This window comes from Kitasatospora sp. NPDC058032 (assembly GCF_042885845.1).
In the GTDB taxonomy this organism is placed as follows: Bacteria; Actinomycetota; Actinomycetes; order Streptomycetales; family Streptomycetaceae; genus Kitasatospora.
This window is the reverse complement of the sequence record NZ_JBHVRK010000010.1, coordinates 148,878-168,670: the sequence shown is the minus strand read 5'-3', so window position 1 is coordinate 168,670 and position 19,793 is coordinate 148,878. Positions and strand designations below refer to the sequence as shown.

22 protein-coding genes and 1 tRNA gene are annotated in these 19,793 nt (G+C 72.1%); 17 read left to right on the top strand and 6 right to left on the bottom strand.

All coding sequences use genetic code 11. The features are described 5' to 3' along the window. Positions 1-24: 24 nt before the first annotated feature. A complete protein-coding gene (gene cyaB, locus ACFVUH_RS18540) occupies positions 25-582 on the top strand; it encodes a class IV adenylate cyclase (protein ID WP_387914316.1) in 558 nt (185 codons plus the stop codon). Here cyaB and ACFVUH_RS18535 read toward each other — a convergent pair. Beyond that, the gene (locus ACFVUH_RS18535) at positions 524-721 is read right to left on the bottom strand and encodes a type II toxin-antitoxin system VapB family antitoxin (protein ID WP_387914314.1); all 198 of its coding nucleotides are present in this window, start codon (positions 719-721) and stop codon (positions 524-526) included. The two genes, cyaB and ACFVUH_RS18535, sit on opposite strands and share 59 nt — an antisense overlap. A gap of 172 nt (positions 722-893) precedes the next feature. Here ACFVUH_RS18535 and ACFVUH_RS18530 point away from each other — a divergent pair, with 172 nt between their 5' ends. Next, positions 894-1,514 carry an HhH-GPD-type base excision DNA repair protein gene (locus ACFVUH_RS18530; RefSeq protein ID WP_355360637.1) on the top strand — a complete coding sequence of 207 codons (621 nt, stop codon included), beginning with the start codon at positions 894-896 and terminating at the stop codon, positions 1,512-1,514. A gap of 61 nt (positions 1,515-1,575) precedes the next feature. Beyond that, positions 1,576-1,851, top strand: a complete 276-nt coding sequence (locus tag ACFVUH_RS18525; protein ID WP_387914312.1) for a DUF2087 domain-containing protein — start codon at positions 1,576-1,578, stop codon at positions 1,849-1,851. Between the two features lie 78 nt (positions 1,852-1,929). Here the strand turns inward: ACFVUH_RS18525 and ACFVUH_RS18520 are convergent, their stop codons facing one another. After that, a complete protein-coding gene (locus tag ACFVUH_RS18520; protein ID WP_387914460.1) occupies positions 1,930-3,369 on the bottom strand; it encodes an MFS transporter in 1,440 nt (479 codons plus the stop codon). Positions 3,370-3,543: 174 nt separating this feature from the next. On the opposite strand from ACFVUH_RS18520, the gene ACFVUH_RS18515 reads away from it, so the two are divergent. After that, positions 3,544-4,512, top strand: a complete 969-nt coding sequence (locus ACFVUH_RS18515; protein ID WP_387914311.1) for a helix-turn-helix transcriptional regulator — start codon at positions 3,544-3,546, stop codon at positions 4,510-4,512. A 98-nt stretch (positions 4,513-4,610) separates the two neighbouring features. Here the strand turns inward: ACFVUH_RS18515 and ACFVUH_RS18510 are convergent, their stop codons facing one another. Beyond that, positions 4,611-5,129, bottom strand: a complete 519-nt coding sequence (locus tag ACFVUH_RS18510; protein WP_387914309.1) for a YbhB/YbcL family Raf kinase inhibitor-like protein — start codon at positions 5,127-5,129, stop codon at positions 4,611-4,613. A gap of 126 nt (positions 5,130-5,255) precedes the next feature. Between ACFVUH_RS18510 and ACFVUH_RS18505 the strand changes: the two genes are divergently transcribed. Together ACFVUH_RS18505 and ACFVUH_RS18500 are read left to right on the top strand one after the other, a co-directional pair. Continuing rightward, a complete protein-coding gene (locus tag ACFVUH_RS18505; RefSeq protein ID WP_387914307.1) occupies positions 5,256-5,933 on the top strand; it encodes a rhomboid family intramembrane serine protease in 678 nt (225 codons plus the stop codon). An 85-nt stretch (positions 5,934-6,018) separates the two neighbouring features. Further along, entirely contained in the window at positions 6,019-7,182 is a 1,164-nt protein-coding gene (locus ACFVUH_RS18500; protein WP_387914305.1) for a hypothetical protein, read from the top strand. 19 nt (positions 7,183-7,201) lie between these two features. On the opposite strand, the gene ACFVUH_RS18495 is transcribed toward ACFVUH_RS18500, so the two are convergent. Further along, positions 7,202-8,788 (bottom strand): helicase HerA-like domain-containing protein, encoded by a 1,587-nt coding sequence (locus ACFVUH_RS18495; protein ID WP_355360655.1) that lies wholly within the window; start codon positions 8,786-8,788, stop codon positions 7,202-7,204. A 172-nt stretch (positions 8,789-8,960) separates the two neighbouring features. Between ACFVUH_RS18495 and ACFVUH_RS18490 the strand changes: the two genes are divergently transcribed. Continuing rightward, on the top strand, positions 8,961-9,257 hold the full coding sequence (locus ACFVUH_RS18490; protein WP_030061387.1) for a type II toxin-antitoxin system VapB family antitoxin: 297 nt from the start codon (positions 8,961-8,963) through the stop codon (positions 9,255-9,257). A 276-nt stretch (positions 9,258-9,533) separates the two neighbouring features. After that, positions 9,534-10,202, top strand: coding sequence for a LytR C-terminal domain-containing protein (locus tag ACFVUH_RS18485; RefSeq protein ID WP_387914303.1), 669 nt, complete (start codon positions 9,534-9,536; stop codon positions 10,200-10,202). A gap of 82 nt (positions 10,203-10,284) precedes the next feature. Here ACFVUH_RS18485 and upp read toward each other — a convergent pair whose 3' ends face one another. Continuing rightward, complete coding sequence (gene upp / locus ACFVUH_RS18480; protein ID WP_355360658.1) at positions 10,285-10,920, bottom strand: uracil phosphoribosyltransferase; 636 nt, start codon at positions 10,918-10,920, stop codon at positions 10,285-10,287. 183 nt (positions 10,921-11,103) lie between these two features. On the opposite strand from upp, the gene ACFVUH_RS18475 reads away from it, so the two are divergent. The 8 genes from ACFVUH_RS18475 to ACFVUH_RS18440 all read left to right on the top strand — a co-directional run bounded on the left by ACFVUH_RS18475 (position 11,104) and on the right by ACFVUH_RS18440 (position 15,978). Continuing rightward, positions 11,104-11,340 carry a hypothetical protein gene (locus ACFVUH_RS18475; RefSeq protein WP_355360661.1) on the top strand — a complete coding sequence of 79 codons (237 nt, stop codon included), beginning with the start codon at positions 11,104-11,106 and terminating at the stop codon, positions 11,338-11,340. 292 nt (positions 11,341-11,632) lie between these two features. After that, complete coding sequence (locus ACFVUH_RS18470; RefSeq protein WP_387914301.1) at positions 11,633-12,133, top strand: hypothetical protein; 501 nt, start codon at positions 11,633-11,635, stop codon at positions 12,131-12,133. A 57-nt stretch (positions 12,134-12,190) separates the two neighbouring features. Continuing rightward, on the top strand, positions 12,191-12,700 hold the full coding sequence (gene tadA / locus ACFVUH_RS18465; RefSeq protein ID WP_355360667.1) for a tRNA adenosine(34) deaminase TadA: 510 nt from the start codon (positions 12,191-12,193) through the stop codon (positions 12,698-12,700). 56 nt (positions 12,701-12,756) lie between these two features. Next, positions 12,757-12,846 (top strand) — tRNA-Ser (locus ACFVUH_RS18460). 457 nt (positions 12,847-13,303) lie between these two features. After that, positions 13,304-13,468, top strand: coding sequence for a hypothetical protein (locus ACFVUH_RS18455; RefSeq protein ID WP_199926184.1), 165 nt, complete (start codon positions 13,304-13,306; stop codon positions 13,466-13,468). A 60-nt stretch (positions 13,469-13,528) separates the two neighbouring features. Next, positions 13,529-13,822: a Dabb family protein gene (locus ACFVUH_RS18450; protein WP_387914300.1), complete on the top strand. Its 294-nt coding sequence runs from the start codon at positions 13,529-13,531 to the stop codon at positions 13,820-13,822. A 254-nt stretch (positions 13,823-14,076) separates the two neighbouring features. After that, on the top strand, positions 14,077-14,946 hold the full coding sequence (locus tag ACFVUH_RS18445; protein WP_380681708.1) for an RNA polymerase sigma factor SigF: 870 nt from the start codon (positions 14,077-14,079) through the stop codon (positions 14,944-14,946). Positions 14,947-15,123: 177 nt separating this feature from the next. After that, entirely contained in the window at positions 15,124-15,978 is an 855-nt protein-coding gene (locus ACFVUH_RS18440) for an RNA polymerase sigma factor SigF (protein ID WP_355360674.1), read from the top strand. Between the two features lie 88 nt (positions 15,979-16,066). Here ACFVUH_RS18440 and ACFVUH_RS18435 read toward each other — a convergent pair whose 3' ends face one another. Continuing rightward, entirely contained in the window at positions 16,067-16,903 is an 837-nt protein-coding gene (locus ACFVUH_RS18435) for a tyrosine-protein phosphatase (RefSeq protein ID WP_387914298.1), read from the bottom strand. A 413-nt stretch (positions 16,904-17,316) separates the two neighbouring features. On the opposite strand from ACFVUH_RS18435, the gene ACFVUH_RS18430 reads away from it, so the two are divergent. Continuing rightward, positions 17,317-19,698 carry a hypothetical protein gene (locus ACFVUH_RS18430; protein WP_387914297.1) on the top strand — a complete coding sequence of 794 codons (2,382 nt, stop codon included), beginning with the start codon at positions 17,317-17,319 and terminating at the stop codon, positions 19,696-19,698. The last annotated feature ends 95 nt before the right edge of the window (positions 19,699-19,793 follow it).

Sequence of the window (19,793 nt, the reverse complement as noted above, 5' to 3'; positions counted from 1 at the left end):
CAACAGACAAGGGGCCTGAGCGCCGTGCAGTACATCGAGGTCGAGCAGAAGTTCCGACTCCTCAGCCCCTCCGCCGAGTTGAAGGCTCAGCTCACCGCCCTCGGCGCGACGCCGGGCCGGCCGGCGCGGCAGGTCGACACGTACTACAACGCGCCGCACCGGGACTTCCTCGACAACGACGTCGTCTCCGAGTGGCTGCGCGTGCGGGTCGAGGACGGGGCGGGGGCGTCGGTCAACTTCAAGCGGTTCCATCCCATCGCGTCGCCGGTCAAGACGCACTGCGACGAGTACGAGAGCGGCATCGGCGACGCCGAGGCGGTCAGGCGGCTGCTCGGCTCGCTCGACTTCGCGGAGCTGACCGTCGTCGACAAGACCCGCGAGGAGTGGCACGTCGACGGGATCGCCGTCGCCTTCGACAGCGTGGCCGGCCTCGGCGACTTCGTCGAGTTCGAGTTCAAGGGCGACGCCGACACGGTCGACCAGGCCACCTCCCACCTGGAGGCGTTCATCGCCGCCCTGGACATCAAGCTCGGCGACCGGATCCACCTCGGCTACCCCCACATGACCCTCGGCCTGGAGTAGCCGACGCCGCCGGCTGCCTCCGCGCGGCCAGCACCTCGCGCAGGGCCTTCTCCACCGTCTCGGCCGGGGTCGCCGTTCCCAGCACCCGGGCTGCTTGCGCGAGCAGCCCGTCGTCCAGATCGAGTGCGGTTCGACTCACCCGTTCACCACCCGCCTTTCCACCGCCAGTGTTTCCGGGCCGGATAGTTCCGCCGACGAACCACCGCCTGGTTCCAAGGAATCAGCCGGTCATGGCGTGTTGACGCGGTCGCCTCACCCCCCGTCCAGCAGACTGGGCGCGACCCGAGTCCACGCTCCGAGGAGGCCATCCGATGAACGTCACCGTGCGGCTCGCGCAGCAGCCCCAGGCCGACGAACTGCTCGGCCGGAGCCCGCTCGCCGCGCTCGTCGGGATGCTGCTGGACCAGCAGGTGCCGATGGAGTGGGCGTTCACCGGGCCGCTCACGATCGCGCAGCGGCTGGGGCACGAGGACCTCGACGCGCACGAGATCGCCACCTACAACCCGGAGGAGTTCGTCGCGCTGTTGTGCGAGAAACCGGCCGTGCACCGGTATCCGGCGGCGATGGCAAAGCGGGTGCAGCAGCTCTGCCAGTTCCTGGTGGCGCAGTACGACGGGGACGCCGGCGCTCTGTGGAAGGACGTGGCGACCGGGCGCGAACTGCTCAGCCGGCTCAACGCCCTTCCGGGGTTCGGGAAGCAGAAGTCGCAGATCTTCCTCGCGCTGCTCGGCAAGCAGTACGGCGTGCGGCCGGAGGGCTGGCGGGAGGCGGCCGGGGTGTACGGCGAGGAGGGGGCGTTCCGTTCGGTCGCGGACATCACCGGGCCGGATTCGCTGGAGCAGGTGCGCGCCACCAAGCAGGAGGTGAAGCGCGCCGCCAAGGAGGAGAAGGCCGCGAAGGAGGCCCAGGCGAAGGCCAAGGCCCGGGTCTGACACCACCGTCGGGCGCCGAAAACCCGTTGCCCGCCGCCGCCCCGCGCGCGACGCTCGGAGCATGACCGATGCCGCCGTCGCCCCCGCCGTGTCCGCGCTGTTCGCCCCCGACGGCCGGCTGATCGCCGTACCCCGCCGTGCCGCCCGCCGCGAGCAGCTGCTCGACCACCTCGCCCGGACGCTCTTCGAGCCGGACCGCTCCTACACCGAGCGCGAGGTCAACGACGTGCTGCGGACGGTCCATGACGACTTCCCGGCCCTGCGCCGCTACCTCGTCGAGGGGCGGCTCCTCACCCGCGCCAAGGACGGCAGCAGCTACCGGCGCGCCGACGCCTGAAGACTCCCCCGGTGCGCACACGAGAGGCCCCGGCCGCGCACACACCGCGCGACCGGGGCCTCCGTACGATCCGGGCGGCTACACCAGGACCAGCTCCTGCTCCTCCTCCTGCTCCTGCTCCGGATCCGCCACCGCCGCCGGACCGGTACCCGCCGCGCTCCGCCGCCCGGGCAGCGCGAACATCAGCAGGAACACCACCGTCAGCACCCCGAGCACCCACCACATCGCGTGCTGGAACGCTCCGACGAACGGCTCGCCGGCCACCGTCCCGGTCGGCACCGCGCCGAAGAACGCCACCGACACCAGGCCCAGGCCGAGCGCCAGACCCACCTGGTTCACCGTGTTGATCAGGCCGGACGCCGAGCCGGCGTGCTCCCGCGGCACCTCCGCCAGCACCGCGTTCGTGATCGGCGCGACGATCAGGCCCATCCCGGCGCCCATCAGCACCAGCGGCAGCGCCATCTGCCAGGGCGCGATGCCGGTACCGTACCGGTGCGCCTCCGCGATGTAGACCAGCACGCCGGACGCCATCACCAGCGCGCCCGCCTGGAGCACCTTGCGCCCGAACCGGGGGACGAGCTGCTGCACGGAGACGCCGGCCGCCGTCGAGCAGGCGAGCGAGAACGGGATGCCGGTCGCGCCGGCCTTCAGCGGGCTCCAGTCGAGGCCCAGCTGCATGTAGAGGGTCCAGACCAGGAAGAAGATCCCGGTGACGACGCCGAAGGTCAGCTGGACGCCGATGCCGGCCGCGAAGGACTTCACGCGGAACAGCGACAGCTCCACCAGCGGCGAGCCGTCCCGCCGCGTCTTCATCCGCTCGTAGACGACGAACAGCGCGAACACGGGCAGGCTACCGGCCATCACCAGGTGGCCCCAGAGCGGCCAGCCGGCCTCCCGGCCGTGGGTCAGCGGGTAGATCAGCATCAGCAGTCCGGCGCTGGCCAGCAGCACACCGAGCAGGTCGAGCTTCAGGGCCCGCTCGGCCTTCGACTCGCCGATGAAGACCCGGCCGAGCAGCAGGCCGGCGATGCCGACCGGCAGGTTGATCAGGAAGATCGGGCGCCAGCCGAGGCCGAACACGTCCCACTCCGTCAGTACCGCGCCGATCAGCGGGCCGCTGACCGCGCCGAGTCCGACCACCGCGCCGAACAGGCCGAACACCTTGCCGCGCTCCTCCGCCGGGAAGGTCGCGTGGACGATCGACAGCACCTGCGGCACCATCAGCGCCGCCGTCCCGCCCTGCAGGATCCGCATCGCGACGAGCATCTCGGAACCGCTCGCGAAACCGCACAGTGCCGAAGCGAGCGTGAAACCGGCCATTCCGATCAGGAACAGTCGCTTGCGACCGTAGATGTCGCCCAACCGACCGCCGGTGATCAATCCGATCGCGAAGGCCAGCGCATAGCCGCCGGTCACCCACTGCACGGCGGAGAACGACGCGCCCGTGGACTCCTGGATGCTCGGGATCGCGATGTTCACGATCGTGACGTCCACCAGGTCCATGAACGAGGCCGTCATCACGATCGCCAGCGCGATCCACCTCCGCCGGTCCGCCGCCGCGTCCGCCGCCGGATCCGCCACCTTGCCCTTGCCCACCACACGCTCCTCGTCGCCGTTCCTCTTCAGCACGTCGACGAAACTAACGGGCATCTAGGTCAGATCCTGACCGCTACTTCCGGCACCCTGGATCCCATGACGGACACCCCGGCACGACTCCTCAGCCTGCTCTCCCTCCTCCAGACCCCGCGCGAGTGGCCCGGCAGCGAGCTCGCCGACCGGCTCCAGGTCAGCCCGCGCACCATCCGCCGCGACATCGACCGGCTCCGCGACCTCGGCTACCCGGTCGAGGCCACCATGGGACCGGTCGGCGGCTACCGGCTGGTCGCGGGCACCGCGATGCCGCCGCTGCTGCTCGACGACGAGGAGGCCGTGGCCATCGCGGTCGGCCTGCGGGCGGCGGCCGGGCACGCCGTGGTCGGCATCGAGGAGGCCTCGGTGCGCGCCCTCGGCAAGCTGCTCCAGGTGCTGCCCACCCGGCTCCGCCACCGGGTCGCCACCCTCGACCGGGCCACCCTGCCGCTGCTCGGCGGCGACGGTCCGACCGTCGACCCGGAGGACCTCACCGTGCTGGCGGGCGCGGTCGCCAACCGCGAGCGCCTGCGCTTCGCCTACCGCGCCGGCGACGGCGCCCGGACCCGGCGCCAGGTCGAGCCGGACCGCCTGGTCTCGGCCGGCCGCCGCTGGTACCTGGTCGGCTTCGACCTCGACCGGGACGACTGGCGGCTCTTCCGGGTGGACCGGATCGGCGAACCCTTCGCCACCGGCGCCCGCTTCACCCCGCGCCCGCTGCCCGCCGAGGACGCCGCCGCGTACGTCGCGAGCAAGCTCCGCCGCCAGTCCCCCACCCCGACCCTGGACGCCACCCTCCAACTGCCCGCCGACGAGGCCCGCCACCGCATGGGCGGCTACGGCGAGGCCGACGAGATCGAGCCGATCGACGAGCACAGCTGCCGCTTCCGCTCCCGCAACGACGCCCCGGACTGGCTGGCCGTCCGCCTCCTGATGCTCGGCTGCGAGTTCGAGGTCCACTCACCCCCCGAGATGCGCACCCGCCTGCGCGCCCTCGCCACCCGCGCCACCCACGCCGCCGGCCCGGCTTGAGCTCCCGGCCCGAGCATCCGGCCCGAGTGCCCGGCCGACAAGACGACGCCACCGCCCGTGCGGTCACGGACGGCGGCGTCAGGGCTCCGGGCGGCGGGTCAGGCGCCGAACTCGGCGGTGATGACGGCGCGGGCCAGGGTGTGGAAGGTGATGTTGAAGCCGACCTGGGCCGGCGGGGCGTCGGCGGGGACGTCCAGGGTGTCCACGTCGAGGGCGTGGACGGCGAAGGCGTAGCGGTGGGCCGGGCCGGGCGGCGGGGCGGCGCCGTCGTACTTGTTGCCCGGGAAGTCGTTGCGGGCGTGGAAGGAGTGCTCGCCCGGCAGGTCGGCGTCGGACGCGCCGGCGCCGCGCGCCAGCCCGGTCGTGTCGGCGGGCAGGTTGAGGGCGAGCCAGTGCCACCAGCCGGAGCCGGTCGGGGCGTCCGGGTCGTAGCAGGTGACGGCGATCGAGCGGGTGCCCTCCGGCAGGCCGGACCAGGCCAGCTGCGGCGAGAGGTTGTCCCCGCCGTAGCTGAACTCCTTGGCCAGCGTCCCGCCCTCGGTGATGTCCTCGCTGGTCAGCGGGAAGGACGGCACCTGCGGCAGGAACTCGTACGGCAGCGGCGGACGCACACTCATGGAGGGTCACCTCTCGGCATGGTGGGATAAGGGCCGCCCGGACCCGGGTGCGGGCCGTCGGACGGGATGCGCAGGATTCACCTTAGTGGGGTGACCAACCACCCACCCCGGCCCTACAGTCGGGTTATGTCCCCGCGATTCGCCCGGTTGCTCCGTGACTCCCGCGCCGCGCTGTTCACGATGCTCGGCGCACTGGCCGTCATCTGGGCGGTGCAGGTGGCGAACTGGCTCGACGACTACCGGCTCTCGTACGAGTACGGGGTGAACTCCGGGCGGCTGGACGAGCTGCCGGACATCCTCACCATGCCGCTGCTGCACTTCGGCTGGGAGCACATCGAGGCCAACTCCTGGCCGCTGTTCGCCTTCGGCTTCCTCGCCGCGTACCGGGGCATGAAGCGGTTCCTGCTGGCGACGGTGCTGATCGTGGTGGCCAGCGGCTTGACGATCTGGTTCTTCGAGCGGCCCGAAACCGTCACGGCGGGTGCCAGCGGGGTGGTCTACGGGTACTTCGGCTACGTGGTGCTGCGCGGGATCTTCGACCGCAACCTGGTGGACACGGTGATCGGCGTGGCCGTCGCGGCGATGTACTCGTACCTGCTGCTGGGCGTGCTGCCGAGCGCCCAGGGCGTCAGCTGGCTCGGCCACCTGGGCGGGCTGATCGGCGGCCTGGCCGGCGCCTGGCTGCTGCGCGACCGGGGCGAGCGGACCTCGAAGAGCGGCCCGAAGAGCGGCCCGAAGACCGCCTCCAACCCGGCCGGCCCGGGCTCCGCGTTGCTCAAGGAACTCGACGACCTGGGCATCTGAGCGCGCCACCCCGGCCAGGTATAGACCATTCCCACCACGGCGGTTAGCGTGAGCAGGCACCTGCCCCCTGCTCCGGAGCCGCACCGTGGAGTCGTCCGTCCTCGCTTTCGCCACCGACCTCCTCGACGAGGGCGCCGACACGTTCTTCGGCAACCTCACCGACCGGGCCGGGGTCGGCGGCGTCACCCTCGCCTCGGTCTACCACGAGGCCCGGGACGTCTTCCCGCACAACCCGCACCGGGTGATCCGCTACCTGGAGCCGGGCGCCGCCTACTTCCGCCCCGACCCGGCCCGCTGGTCCGGCCGGCGGCTGCGGCCCGTGCCGTCCACCGCGATCGGCGAGCGCGACCCCTTCGCCGAGGCCGCCGAGGAGGCCCGCCGGCGCGGGCTGAAGCTGCACGCCTGGACGGTGTTCTGCCACAACGACCGGCTCGGCTTCGAGCACCCGGACTGCGCGCCCGCCAACGCCTTCGGCGACCGCCACCTCACCGAGCTGTGCCCGGCCCACCCGGAGGTCCGCGAGTACGCCCGCACCCTGGTGGCGGAGCTGGCCCGGTACGGCGTGGACGCGATCCGGGCCGAGTCGCTGCACTTCCACGGCCTGCGCCACGGCTACCACCACGAGCGCTACTTCGAGGAGCTGGGCCCGGCCGCCGAGGCGCTGCTCGGCCTCTGCTTCTGCGCGCACTGCCGGACGGCGGCCGTCCGCGCGGGCGTGCCGGCCGACGAGGTGGCCGCGGCGGTCCGCACCGAGCTGCGCCGCCGGCTGGCCGACGAGTCGGCCGCCGCCGAGCCGGCCGCGCTGGACGAGCTGGCGGACGGCGCCGTCGCCGCCTACGTGGACGCCTCGGCGGCGACGGTGACCTCGCTGGCCGCCGAGGTCGCCGAGGAGGCGGCGCGGCACGGCATGCGACTGACCTTCATGGACGGCGGCGGGCCGGGCACCGGCTGGCTGTCCGGGATCGACCTGCCGGGGCTGGCGAAGGCCGCCCACCAGATCGAGACGCTCGGCTACGCGCGCACCCCGGAGGCGGTGCGCGAGAAGGTCGCCGCCTTCGCCCTGCACGGGGTGCGCCCGCAGGACATGGCGGTCATCCTGCGCCCGATGGCCTCGGACTGCGACGGCCCGGCGAACCTCGCGGAGAAGATCGCCGTCCTGCGCGCACTGGGCGTGCCGGAGGTCGAGTTCTACAACTACGGCCTGATGCGCCTCTCCTCCCTCGACCGGATCGGCGCCGCGCTGCGCTGACACCGGGGGCGACGGTCCCTCACCGGCGCCGCCGGGACGTGCCGAACAGGCTCCGGGAGATCTCCCTGCCGAGCTGCGTCCCGGCGGACCGGGCGAAGGACTTCAGCGCCGGGTTGGCCAGCAGCGAGCCGAGCAGCCCGGCGTCCGCCTTCTCCCGCCGCGCCCCGGGCTCCCGAGCGGGCTCCCGTTCCCCGGCCGGCTCCCGCGCGGGCTCCCGCTCCCCCGCCGGCACCGGCTCCGCCTGCGGCCGGGCCGCCCGCGCCGCCAGCTTCTCGTACGCCGACTCCCGGTCGATCGCGTCCCGGTACCGCCCCAGCAGCGCCGACCCGTCCACCGCCGCGCGCAGCGCCCCCGGCTCCAGCGGCCCCATCAGCGACTGCGGCGCCCGCAGCCTGGTCGCCGCGACCGGCGTCGGCGCGCCCTTCTCGGACAGCACCGTGACCACCGCCTCGCCCGTCCCCAGCGAGGTCAGCAGCTCCGCCAGGTCGTACGCGGCCGACTTCGGGAAGGTCGAGACGGTCGCCTTGAGCGCCTTGGCGTCGTCCGGGGTGAACGCCCGCAGCGCGTGCTGCACCCGGTTGCCCAGCTGCGCCAGCACGTCCCCGGGCACGTCCTTCGCCGTCTGGGTGACGAAGAAGATTCCCACTCCCTTGGAACGGATCAGCCGCACGGTCTGGGTGATCGCCTCCAGGAAGGCCTTGGAGGCGCCCTTGAACAGCAGGTGCGCCTCGTCGAAGAAGAAGACCAGCTTCGGCCGGTCGAGGTCGCCGACCTCGGGCAGCTCCTGGTAGAGGTCGGCGAGCAGCCACATCAGGAAGGTCGAGAAGAGCCTCGGCCGGTCCTGCACCGCGGGCAGCTCCAGCACCGAGACCACCCCCCGGCCGTCCTCGGCCCGCCGCAGCAGCTCGGCGGTGTCGAACTCCGGTTCGCCGAAGAACGCCCCGGCGCCCTCGTTCTCCAGCAGGGTCAGCGAGCGCAGGATCACCCCGGCGGTGGCGGCGGAGATCCCGCCGATGCCCTTCAGCTCCTCCTTGCCCTCGGGCGAGGCGAGGAAGGTGATGACCGCCGTGAGGTCCTTGAGGTCGTACAGCTCCAGGCCGTTGCGGTCGGCGTAGTGGAAGACCAGGCCGAGCGAGGACTCCTGGGTCTCGTTCAGGTCCAGCACCTTGGCCAGCAGCAGCGGCCCGAAGCTGGTGACCGTCGCCCGCAGCGGAATGCCGGTGCCCTGGCCGCCGAGCGCGTAGAACTCGGCGGGGCAACCCCGGGCCGTCCAGTCCTGGCCGACCTCGGCGGCCCGGGCGGCGGTCCGCTCGCCCGGCTCACCGGGCGCGGCCACCCCGGAGACGTCGCCCTTGATGTCGGCGAGGAACACCGGCACGCCCTGGGCGGACAGCTGTTCGGCGATCAGCTGGAGGGTCTTGGTCTTGCCGGTGCCGGTGGCGCCCGCCACCAGCCCGTGCCGGTTGAGCACCCCGAGCGGCACCCGCACCGGGGCTTCGGCGTACGCGGTGCCGTCCAGCAGCACCGCGCCGAGGTCCAGCGCGGGACCGGCGAAGGCGTACCCGTCGGCGATCTCCCGGACGGCGGTCGGAACGGCAGCGGACATCGGTCACCCTCCACAGCGGTACGGCGGACCGGACGAAAGGGCAGCGGCCACGCGGGACCTACACGACATTTCCCATGAAACAGCCGCAATCCCCCGCCCGCAGCCGGTACCGGTGCGCGTGGCGGCGTCGCGGCTGCTGCGCCATCCGCCGCCCAAACGGTAGGCTTTCCGTGTGATCTTCAAGCGCATCGGCAATGGGCGGCCGTACCCGGATCACGGCCGTACCAGCACCCGCCAGTGGGCGGACGTCGCCCCGCGCCCGGTGCGACTGGACCAGCTGGTGACCACCAAGGGACAACTGGATCTGGAAACCCTCCTGGCGGAGGACTCCACCTTCTACGGGGACCTCTTCGCGCACGTCGTGAAGTGGCACGGTGACCTGTACCTGGAGGACGGACTGCACCGCGCGGTCCGCGCCGCGCTCCAGCAGCGCCAGGTGCTGCACGCCCGCGTCCTCGAAATGGAATGACCGGGGGCCGGCCGACCCGGCCCCGTACGCGTTCGGACCGCTCTCCGGCTGATCCCGGAGGGCGGTTCCGTTCGTACCCGGGTGCGGTCGCGGTGCCGCCATTCGGGTACCGGCGTACTCCTGATGATGATCGTTTAGTACCTTCACCGCTGTACGGCACTAATCTGCTGACTACGGCCGCGACCGCGTTCGCGTGACACCGCTTTCGCGGGCACCGCGCCCGGCCCACCGTCACCCGATCCCCGCCCCGGCACGAGGGGGAGACAAACCGTGAGCATGTTGACTCCCCAAGGCCTGAAGGGGAAGCAGTACCGGATCACCGGCAACTCCTACCCGAGGCTGGGCCGCCCGCCGAAGCGCAGCCGCAGGGTGCTCGCACTGATCGGCGCGGTGCTCGCACTGGCCCTGATCGGCCTCGGCGGCGTCCAGCTCTGGGACATCTTCAGCGGCAAGGGCAAGAGCGCCTCCGCCCAGGCCTGCGCCACCCCGTCCGGCAAGCCGCTGGCCGCCCCGACCGAGGCGGCGCCGACCGCGCCGGGCTCGGCCACCGCGCCGATCGACCCGAAGGCCGTCCCGCAGCCGGCGGCGGTCACCGTGAACGTCTACAACGCCACCGCCAAGGCCGGCCTGGCCGCCCGCACCGCCGAGGAGCTGAAGAAGCGCGGCTTCACCATCGGCAAGGTCGGCAACGCCCCCGCGGAGCTCGACAAGAAGGTGCCCGGCACCGCCCAGGTGATCGCCGGAGCGGCCGGCGCCGGGGCGTCCACCCTGGTCGGCTCGGTGATCGCGGGCGCGACCAGCACCGCCGACGCCCGGACCGACACCACCGTGGACTTCGTCATCGGCGACAGCTACAACGCGCTGCTGGACGAGACCCAGGCCGCCGCCGCGCTGGCCCTGGCCACCAAGCCGGTCCCGGCCCCGAGCACCACCGGCAGCTGCTGACCACCGGACCCCGCAGGACGAAGCGAAGCCCCCCGGCGCGGTGCCGGGGGGCTTCGTCTTCGTTCGGGTGGGCCGCAGGGACTCAGCCCGCCGTGCCGTACAGCCGGTCGCCGGCGTCGCCGAGGCCCGGGACGATGTAGCCGTTCTCGTTCAGCCGCTCGTCAACGGCCGCGGTGACCACGGTGACCGGCAGGCCGGCCAGCTCGCGCTCCATCACCGCGACGCCCTCCGGCGAGGCCAGCAGCACGACGGCGGTGACGTCGGTGGCGCCGCGCTCGATCAGCATCCGGATCGCCGCGACCAGCGTGCCGCCGGTGGCCAGCATCGGGTCGAGCACGTACACCTGGCGGCCGGAGAGGTCGTCCGGCATCCGGGTGGCGTAGGTGGAGGCCTCCAGGGTCTCCTCGTTGCGCACCATGCCCAGGAAGCCGACCTCGGCGGTCGGCAGCAGCCGGGTCATGCCGTCCAGCATGCCGAGGCCGGCCCGCAGGATCGGCACCACCAGCGGGCGCGGGTAGGACAGCCGGGTGCCGGTGGTCACGGCCACCGGGGTGGTGATCTCCACCTCGTCGGTGCGGACGTCCCGGGTGGCCTCGTAGGCGAGGAGGGTCACCAGCTCGTCGGTCAGGCGACGGAAGGTCGGCGAGTCGGTGCGCTCGTCGCGCAGGGTGGAGAGCTTGTGGGCCACCAGGGGGTGGTCGACGACGTGGATCCGCATGCATCGAGGTTAGCCCGGGTACGGACGCCCGTACGACACGCCGTGCCAGGGCGCCCCGCGCCCGGCCCCGGGCGGGTGACGGTCGTACGTCACCCGCCGTCACGCGCCGTGACCCGCCGAGAACGTCCGGACGGATCGGGCTCCTGTGGTATCAATCCGGCCGATCTGGGAAAGTCAGGTCCTATGACGAGCAACCCGAACCCCGGGGACGGCTCGGCGGACGGGGCCGCGGCCCCGTCGGGCCCCCTCTCGGGCCCGCCCCCGGACCGGCCGGAGACCGAGGCGGAGCGCCGCAGGCGCCGCGCCGTCTTCCTGCGCGAGCTGACCGAGGCCCGCGAACTGCGCGAGCGGGTGCAGCCCCGCCGGACCAAGGAGCGCCGGATGCGCGAGGCCATGCGGATGCGAACCTTCCGCTTCTGACAGGCCCTCCACGGCTTCTCCACACTCCCGCTGCCACCCGGTCGTCCGTTCACCGTCCGACGGCCAACTCTTCCGACACGACCTGCAAAGACGCGCTGCAGAACACCCCCCGCAGAGCCTTGCTTTCTGTCACGATTCCGATGGGACGGTCCGAACAGCGGACCGCCTCTGGCGCGGGGGCGGCCAGTACCGCGTCGCCCGCGAGCGCCGACAGCCGAGACCGAGATCTTGGGGAGTGTCCCTGGTGGCGTACTTCGCTGCAGTGCTTGCTCGCACCGAGGACGGGTGGGATGTGAGCGAGACGGAGCTCGACGACGTCGAAACCCTCGCCGACCTGGCCGACCTGGCCCGTGAGGCGGCCCAGGACGACGACAGCGTCCTGCTCTTCATCGAACAGGAGGACGCCTGGTTCGCCATCGTCCGGGTGGACGGCGAGGAGGATCCGCGGATCTTCGTGTCGGACGGCGCCGCCGCGGCCCGCAGCTCCTACGGCGCCGTCCTCACCGACGAGCTGGTGGACCAGGCCGGCGAGAGCGAGTTCGGCGACCTCGACGACCTGGTCGCCGAGCTGGAGGACGGCACCGAGGCCCAGGAGCAGGAGGACGAGGAGGACGGCGACGGCCCCGGCGGCGTCCCGGTCGGCCCGCTCGGCGACGCCCACCTGCTGACCGAGTTCGGCCTCGCCGCCGACGAGCTGATCGCCCTCAGCGGCGAGGGCGCGGTGCCCGGGGACGCCCTGGAGGAGATCGCCGAGGCGCTCGGCTGCGGCGAGGTCCTGGAGGCCGTCCGGTAACGCCCCGTGTCCGCCGTCCGGACGTCCGGACCCGCGCCATGCCCGACACTGGATGCCATGCAGTCCGTCCGCCCGATCCCGCCGCTGCCCGCTCCCGTCCGCCCCGACCCGGTCCGCGACCGCTGGGCGGCGCCGATGCGCCTCGCCATCGCCGAGGCCGCACTGGCGCCGGCCACCGGGGACGTCCCGGTCGGGGCGCTCGTCCTCGGCCCGGACGGCGAGGTCCTCGGCCGCGGCCACAACGAGCGCGAGGCCGTCGGCGACCCGACCGCGCACGCCGAGGTGGTGGCCATCCGCGAGGCGGCCGCGAAGCTCGGCGAGTGGAGGCTGAGCGGGTGCACCCTGGTCGTCACCCTGGAGCCCTGCACCATGTGCGCGGGCGCGATCGTGCTCTCCCGGATCGACCGTGTGGTCTACGGCGCCCTCGACGAGAAGGCCGGCGCGGCCGGATCGCTCTTCGACGTGATGCGTGACCGGCGGCTCAACCACCGCCCCGAGGTGATCTGGGGCGTCCTCGCCGACGAGTGCGGCGAGCAACTGCGCGCCTTCTTCGACACCCACCGCTGAATCCGCCCCGGGAACGGATTTCGTTCCCGCGCCACCCGTCCGGTAGAGTTCCCCTCGGTAGCGTGTCCGAGCGGCCAAAGGAGCACGCCTCGAAAGCGTGTGTGGGGGCAACTCCACCGTGGGTTCGAATCCCACCGCTACCGCCAGCAGGCCCGAAGGCCCGTCCGGTTCACCGGACGGGCCTTCGGCGTTCCCGCGCACCCTCGAACGCGGAAAGGGCTCCGTACCCGTCGGCCGATGACCACCAACGCCTGTCGAGTACGGAGCCTGGAAGAGGGGGAGCGGTTCGGGGGGACTGACCGCTCCCCCGGCGGAGTCCCACAACCGGGGCCGCGTCGGGGGGAAGCCGCGGCGCCCGGTCCCACAGCGGGGAGCTCCGGATCCACGTACCGGGGATTCCTGCCAGATCCTCGGTACATCACCCATCCTGCCGCCCTCCGGCGCCTCCGGCACCCGGAGAAAGGCCCCTGCCACGGGGACCTTCGTCCCGGCAGGTGAACGCGTCGCTCACTTGATAGGCCGTCCGGGTGGATAAGCTGCCCGTTGCACCGGGCCGCTCGGGGACCGAGCGACGACGGCCCACGGCAGGGAGGAAGGTCACGGATGGCGCAGGCGAAGAAGATCGGAATGGTCCTCCTGCTCATCTTCGTGCTCTACACGATCATCACCTCGCCGGCCCGGGCCGCCGAGCTGGTCCAGTTGGGTTTCGAAGGCATCTCGAACGCCGCCAAGGCCGTCGGCACCTTCATGACCGGCCTGGTGAAATAGCCCGCGCCCCACCGGCTACGGTGGGCCCGACACCCGACCCCGTCCGCGAGGAGCGGCACCGTGATCCGCCACCTGGTCCTGTTCAAGCTCAACGAAGGCGTCAGCAAGGACGACGAGCGCGCGCTCGCCGGCGCCAAGGCCTTCGCCGAGCTCGGCCCGCTCGTACCCGAGCTGCGCGCGTGGGAGTGCGGCTGGAACACCACCGACCGCGACATCGCCCACGACTACGCGATCAACAGCCTGGTCGAGGACCGCGAGGCGCTCCAGGCGTACCTCACCCACCCGGCCCACCAGGCCGCGGCCGCGCAGTGGCGCGAATTCGCCACCTGGGTGATCGCCGACATCGAGGTCTGAGCCCGACGGCCCACGGCGCCCCGCCCGGCATTCGGGCGGGGCGCCTTGCGCTGTCCCGGCCCGGCCCTTCCCCCGCACCGCCGGCCCGACCCCACCCCGCCCGGCGGCACACCAACACACCTCCGCGCGGTACTTGCCCGACATGCGCCCGCCTTGTGATGCTATGACCGGTTTTGCCGGACATGGCGAAGGCGGTGACGAGACGCGACACCCGGTCCGCAGGTCCCACCGTTGTCGACTATGGGAGGGGTGACGTGTCCGTGCGGACACCAGGGAGCGCGCCGGACGACGAGGTGCTGGCCGCCGTGATCAGCCCGGCCGGCGAGCTCCGCCCGGACCGCCTGCGCGGCCCCGGCGGCCGCCCCGCGGTCGACGTGCGCACCCTCACCCGGGTGCTCTTCGAGCGGCTCGCCGAGCTGCCCCCGGACACCCCCGAGCGCGAACGGGTCCGGGCCGCGCTGATCGAGGTCAACATCCCCCTCGTGCGCTACGCCGCCACCCGCTTCCGCAGCCGCAGCGAGCCGATGGAGGACGTCGTCCAGGTCGGCACCATCGGCCTGATCAACGCCATCGACCGGTTCGACCCCGGCCGCGGCGTGCAGTTCCCCACCTACGCGCTGCCGACCATCCTCGGCGAGATCAAGCGCTACTTCCGCGACAACGTCCGCACCATGCACGTCCCGCGCCGGCTCCAGGAGCTCTGGGTGCAGGTCAGCGGCGCGATGGAGGAGCTGACCGTGGTGCACGGCCGGGCCCCCAAGGTGCCGGAGATCGCCGCCAGCCTGCGGATCCCCGAGGAGGACGTCCGGGCCTGCCTGGACGCCGGGCGGGCCTACAACGCTGCCTCGCTGGAGGCCGCCCAGGAGCACGAGGGCGGGCTGGCGCTGCTCGACCGGCTCGGTTACGAGGACGCCGCGCTGGCCGAGGTCGAGCACCGGGACATGGTCCGCCACCTGCTGGTGCAGCTGCCCGAGCGGGAGCGCCGGATCGTCATGCTGCGGTTCTTCGCCAATCTGACGCAGTCGCAGATCAGCACCGAGCTGGGGATGTCCCAGATGCACGTCTCGCGGCTGCTGTCGCGGATCCTGACCAGGCTGCGGACCGGCAACTCCTGGGAGGACTGACCGCACCTCGCTTGTGACGCCGTGACAGCGGCGCGTCACCGCGGCGTGACATCTTGCGACGCTCGGGTTTGCCGGGGACCGTGAGCCGGTATGGAGGGTGCAAAGGGGGCCGGCGCGCGCACGGGAACGTTCCGACGGCGGCACCCGTTGGACCGTCAGTCACGAGGGGGTGGGTGCATGTCCTCAGATGTGGGCACTGCGGAGATCCACGCTGCACCGGCCGGCGCCGCGGAGATCCCGCTCCAGCGCGCCGCCGCCGCGCCGGACGCCGGGCTCGACACCCGGACGCTCTCCCGCTCCCTGTTCGGGCGGCTGGCCGCCCTCGATCCGGGCAGCGCGGAGCACACCTACGTCCGCGACACCCTCATCGAGCTCAACCTGCCGCTGGTCCGCTACGCCTCGGCGCGCTTCCGCAGCCGCAACGAGCCGATGGAGGACATCGTCCAGGTCGGCACGATCGGGCTGATCAAGGCGATCGACCGGTTCGACCCGGAGCGCGGCGTCGAGTTCCCGACCTTCGCGATGCCGACGGTGGTCGGCGAGATCAAGCGCTTCTTCCGGGACACCAGCTGGTCGGTGCGGGTGCCCCGGCGGCTCCAGGAGCTGCGGCTGGCGCTCACCAAGGCCGGAGACGAGCTCTCCCAGCGCCTCGACCGCTCCCCCACCGTGGCCGAACTGGCCGCCTGCCTCGGCGTCAGCGAGGAGGACGTGGTGGAGGGCCTGGCGGTCGGCAACGCGTACACCGCCAGCTCGCTGGACTCCAGCCCGAGCGAGGAGGACGGCGAGGGCCCGCTGGCCGAGCGGCTGGGCTATGAGGACCTCGCGCTGGAGGGCGTGGAGTACCGGGAGTCGCTCAAGCCGCTGCTGGCCAAGCTGCCGCCGCGCGAGCGCCGGATCATCATGCTGCGGTTCTTCGGCAATCTGACCCAGTCGCAGATCGGCGAGGAGATCGGCATCTCGCAGATGCACGTCTCGCGGCTGCTGACCCGCACGCTCACCCAGCTGCGCGAGGGCCTGACCGCCGAGGGCTGAGCACGGCGGCCCGGCGGGGCCCGGGGCGGGCCCCCGGATCCGGACGAGCCGGACGAGCCCACGGGCCGCGCCCGGGCGCCCGCGGGACTCAGGGTGCCAGCAGATTGGCCCGCAGACCCGCCAGCACGGCCTCGTCCAGACCGAGGCCGTCGGCCCAGAACGCCCCGAAGTCCGGCCAGCCGGTCTCGACCTCCTCGAAGGCCGCCTCCAGGTAGCTCCGTTCGGCCCGGAAGACCGGCAGCAGCAGCTCGGGCTCGTCCATCAGCCCGCGGGTCCGGAACCCCTCCAGGACCGTCGTGACGACGGCGGCGGAACGCTCGTTGGTGAGCAGATAATCCGTCACCACCGTTTCCCGGTCGACGCCGAGCGCGGTCAGCAGCACGGCCGCCGTCCAGCCGGTGCGGTCCTTTCCGGCCGAGCAGTGGAACAGCAGCGGAGCGCCGTCCGGATCGGCGAGCAGCCGCAGCACGCCGGCGAACCGTTCGCGTGCGATCCGGTCGGTGACGAACCATCGGTAGAGGCCGGTCATCATGGCGTCGGCGCGGCCCCCGCCGAGCAGGGCGCGCTGCTTGCCCGGATCACGGTCGGCCAGCGCCTCGCGCAGCGTGGCGTGGATGTCGAAGTCGGTGGCGAACACCGGCATTTGATGGACCGCCATGCCGTCGACGATCCTGTCCGCACCGGCCTCGCGGACCTCGGCCGGGCTGCGCAGGTCGACGATCCGCCGTAGGCCCAGCCCGGCCAGCCGCGCGAGGTCCTCGTCGGTGAGCCGGCTGAGGCCGTCACTGCGCAGGGCGACGCCGGCCCGCAGCAGCAACCCCTCCGCGGTCCGGTAGCCGCCCAGGTCGCGGGCGTTCACGGCACCGAGCAGACCCAGGCTGCGGGCGGCCGGAATTGCGGCGGTTTCGGTCTGCGGCTCGGTCACTCGGCGGCCTCCATTGGATATTCGAACGGTGACGTTGCACAACCGTGAGCGATATTGCATGAACCTGCCCACTGAAACGGCAGGATGTGCGAGAGTGTCAGGGGCAACGCCGCCAGTGTAGGGTCCCGTTCAGCCACCGGATCGCACGATGGGTGAACAGCGGTAACGCTAGGTTCCGGGTTTTAATTTTTAATTCATTATTTGCGTGGCCGATGCGCTTTCGGCCACAATCAGCGCCCTCATGGCACGACCATGAACGTTGGTAACAGATTCGCTGCACTCCTGCCCGTTCGGTCCCTCCTGCTACGGATGTTCCATCAGGATGGGCGCCGGGCAGCCTGCTGCCCGCGACCAGCTACGAGGGCGGGCGAGCGCAAGCAGCGGAGCGCCCTGCCCAGGGGAGGAAGACAAACATGGGTCGAGCGACCCGAAGAGTTGCCGCCTGTGCGGCAGCCGTTCTGCTGGCCGGAGGCCTGCAGTCGTCCCTCGCGCACGCCACCACGACGCCGCGGATCGATCTCACGGTCCTGGTGATCAGCGACGGCGGGCCGGCCACGGCCGCGATCGCCGCCGAACTCAAGAGCCAGGGCACGCCGTACAAGCTCGTCGACCTCAACGACGCCAACCGCCCGGTGATCGACGCGGCCTTCCTCAGCGACACGCTGAACGGCCAGCCGCGCGGCAAGTACCAGGGCATCGTGCTGCCGAACGACAACCCGTTCGCGGCCGGCTCCGCCGAGATGACCGCGATCGCCGCCTACGAGGCCGCGTTCAACGTCCGTCAGGTCGACGCGTACACCTACGCCCGTCCCGACGTCGGCCTGAACTGGGCCGTCAACCCCGGCTACATGGGGACCCTGGACGGCTTCCAGGGCCAGGTCACCACGGCCGGCCTGAGCGGACCGTTCAACTACCTCAAGGGCGCGATCCCGTTCGAGGACAACGACCCGACCGTCTCGGAGAGCTACGGCTACCTGGCCACCCCGCTGGCCACCCTGCCGGCCGGCTCCAGCTTCACCCCGCTGGTCGAGGTGCCGATCCCGAACAGCACCGCCAAGGGTTCGCTGGTCGGCGAGTACCAGCACGCCGGCCGCAAGGAACTGGTCGTCACCTTCGTCTACAACCAGTACCAGCAGCAGTACCGCCTGCTGGCCCGCGGCATAGTCGACTGGATAACCCAGGGCGTCCACCTCGGCTACGACCGCAACTACTTCGCGGCCCACGTCGACGACGTCTTCCTGTCCGACGACCGCTGGGACACCGTGCTCAAGTGCACCCCCGGTGACGTCACCTGCCCGCCCGGCACCCCGGAGACCGCGAATCCGATCCGGATGACGGTCGCCGACGCGCAGTACGCCAAGCAGTGGCAGCTCGACCACGGCTTCACCCTGGACATGGTGTTCAACGGCGGTGGCAGCGAGGACTGGAAGTCCGACCACGAGACCACCACCGACCCGGTGGTGGACGAGATGATCGCCGACCAGACCAGCTACCGGTGGATCAACCACACGTACACCCACCCGTACCTGGGCTGCCTCCAGGACGTCTCGGTGGTCCCGTGGAAGTGCACCAAGACCTCCTCGGGCAGCACCGTCTGGGTCGACCAGGCCACCATCTCCTCCCAGATCAAGAACAACCTGGACTGGGCCGCCGCCCGGGGCCTGCAGCTGGACAAGACCGAGCTGGTCACCGGCGAGCACTCGGGCCTGCTGACCGCTCCTCAGGAGACCAGCGACAACCCGTACCTGGCTCCGGCTCTCGCCGCCAACGGGGTCAAGTGGACCGCCAGCGACGCCTCCCGCGAGACCGGCCAGCGGGCCGTCGGCTCGGCGCTGACCGTGCCCCGCTACCCGATGAACGTCTTCTACAACGCCGCCACGGCGAAGGAGGAGGCCGACGAGTACAACTGGATCTACACCAGCGTCGCCAACGGTGGCAGCGGCATCTGCCAGAGCGCCAACTCCACCTGCCTGCCGACGCCGCTGGACGTCAACACCGGCTACCAGTCGTACATCGTGCCGCTGGAGGCCCGGATCGACCTCGGCCACGTGCTGAACAACGACCCGCGGCCGCACTTCATCCACCAGTCGAACCTGTCCGAGGACCGGATCGTCTACCCGGTGCTGGAGAAGATCCTCTCCACCTACCGGTCGCTGCACGCCGACAACGCCCCGGTCGTGAATCTCGCGCAGAAGGAGATCGGCCAGGAGTTCCAGCGACGGGCAGCCTGGAACGCCGCGCTCGCCTCCGGCCAGGTCACCGCTTACCGCACCGGCGACACCGTCATGGTGAGCGCCCCGGCCGGCGTCCAGATCGAGGCCACCATGCCGACCGGCACCGTCCAGCAGCTCGCCATCGGCACCACCAGCTTCGGCACCGCCTACGCGGGCTCGCTCTCCGGCTGGGTCAAGCCCGGCCAGCTGCAGAGCGGCGTCCTGCTGACGCTGCCCGCCACGGGCACCCCGGCCGCCCCGGCCGGCACCAGCCCGAGCCTCGCGGCCAAGTCCGTCCCGGCCCCGGCCCCGGCCGACACCAAGGTCGTCCCGCAGGGCACCGTGGACGCCGTCCCGGCCGGTCCGGGCGACACCGACCGCACCGAGGCGCCGACTCTCATCCCCGGTAGCGGGGCCCCGGTTGCCGGCAGGAACGTCTCTGCTGGTACGACTTCGGGTACGGCGAGCGGCACCGACGGAAAGGCCGTCGGCCACGGCGGCACTCCGCAGCAGCACGGCAAGGCCTCCGGGGGGAAGGCCGAACCCGCGAGGAAGACCGCCGGCTCGCCCGGCAACCGCTAGACAGGTGAACCCGGTGGCGGACCGCGGCACAGCGGCCGCCACCGGCACCACCCGATCCGGCCTGCTCGGCCGGGAGCTTGAGGCAAGAACAGGAG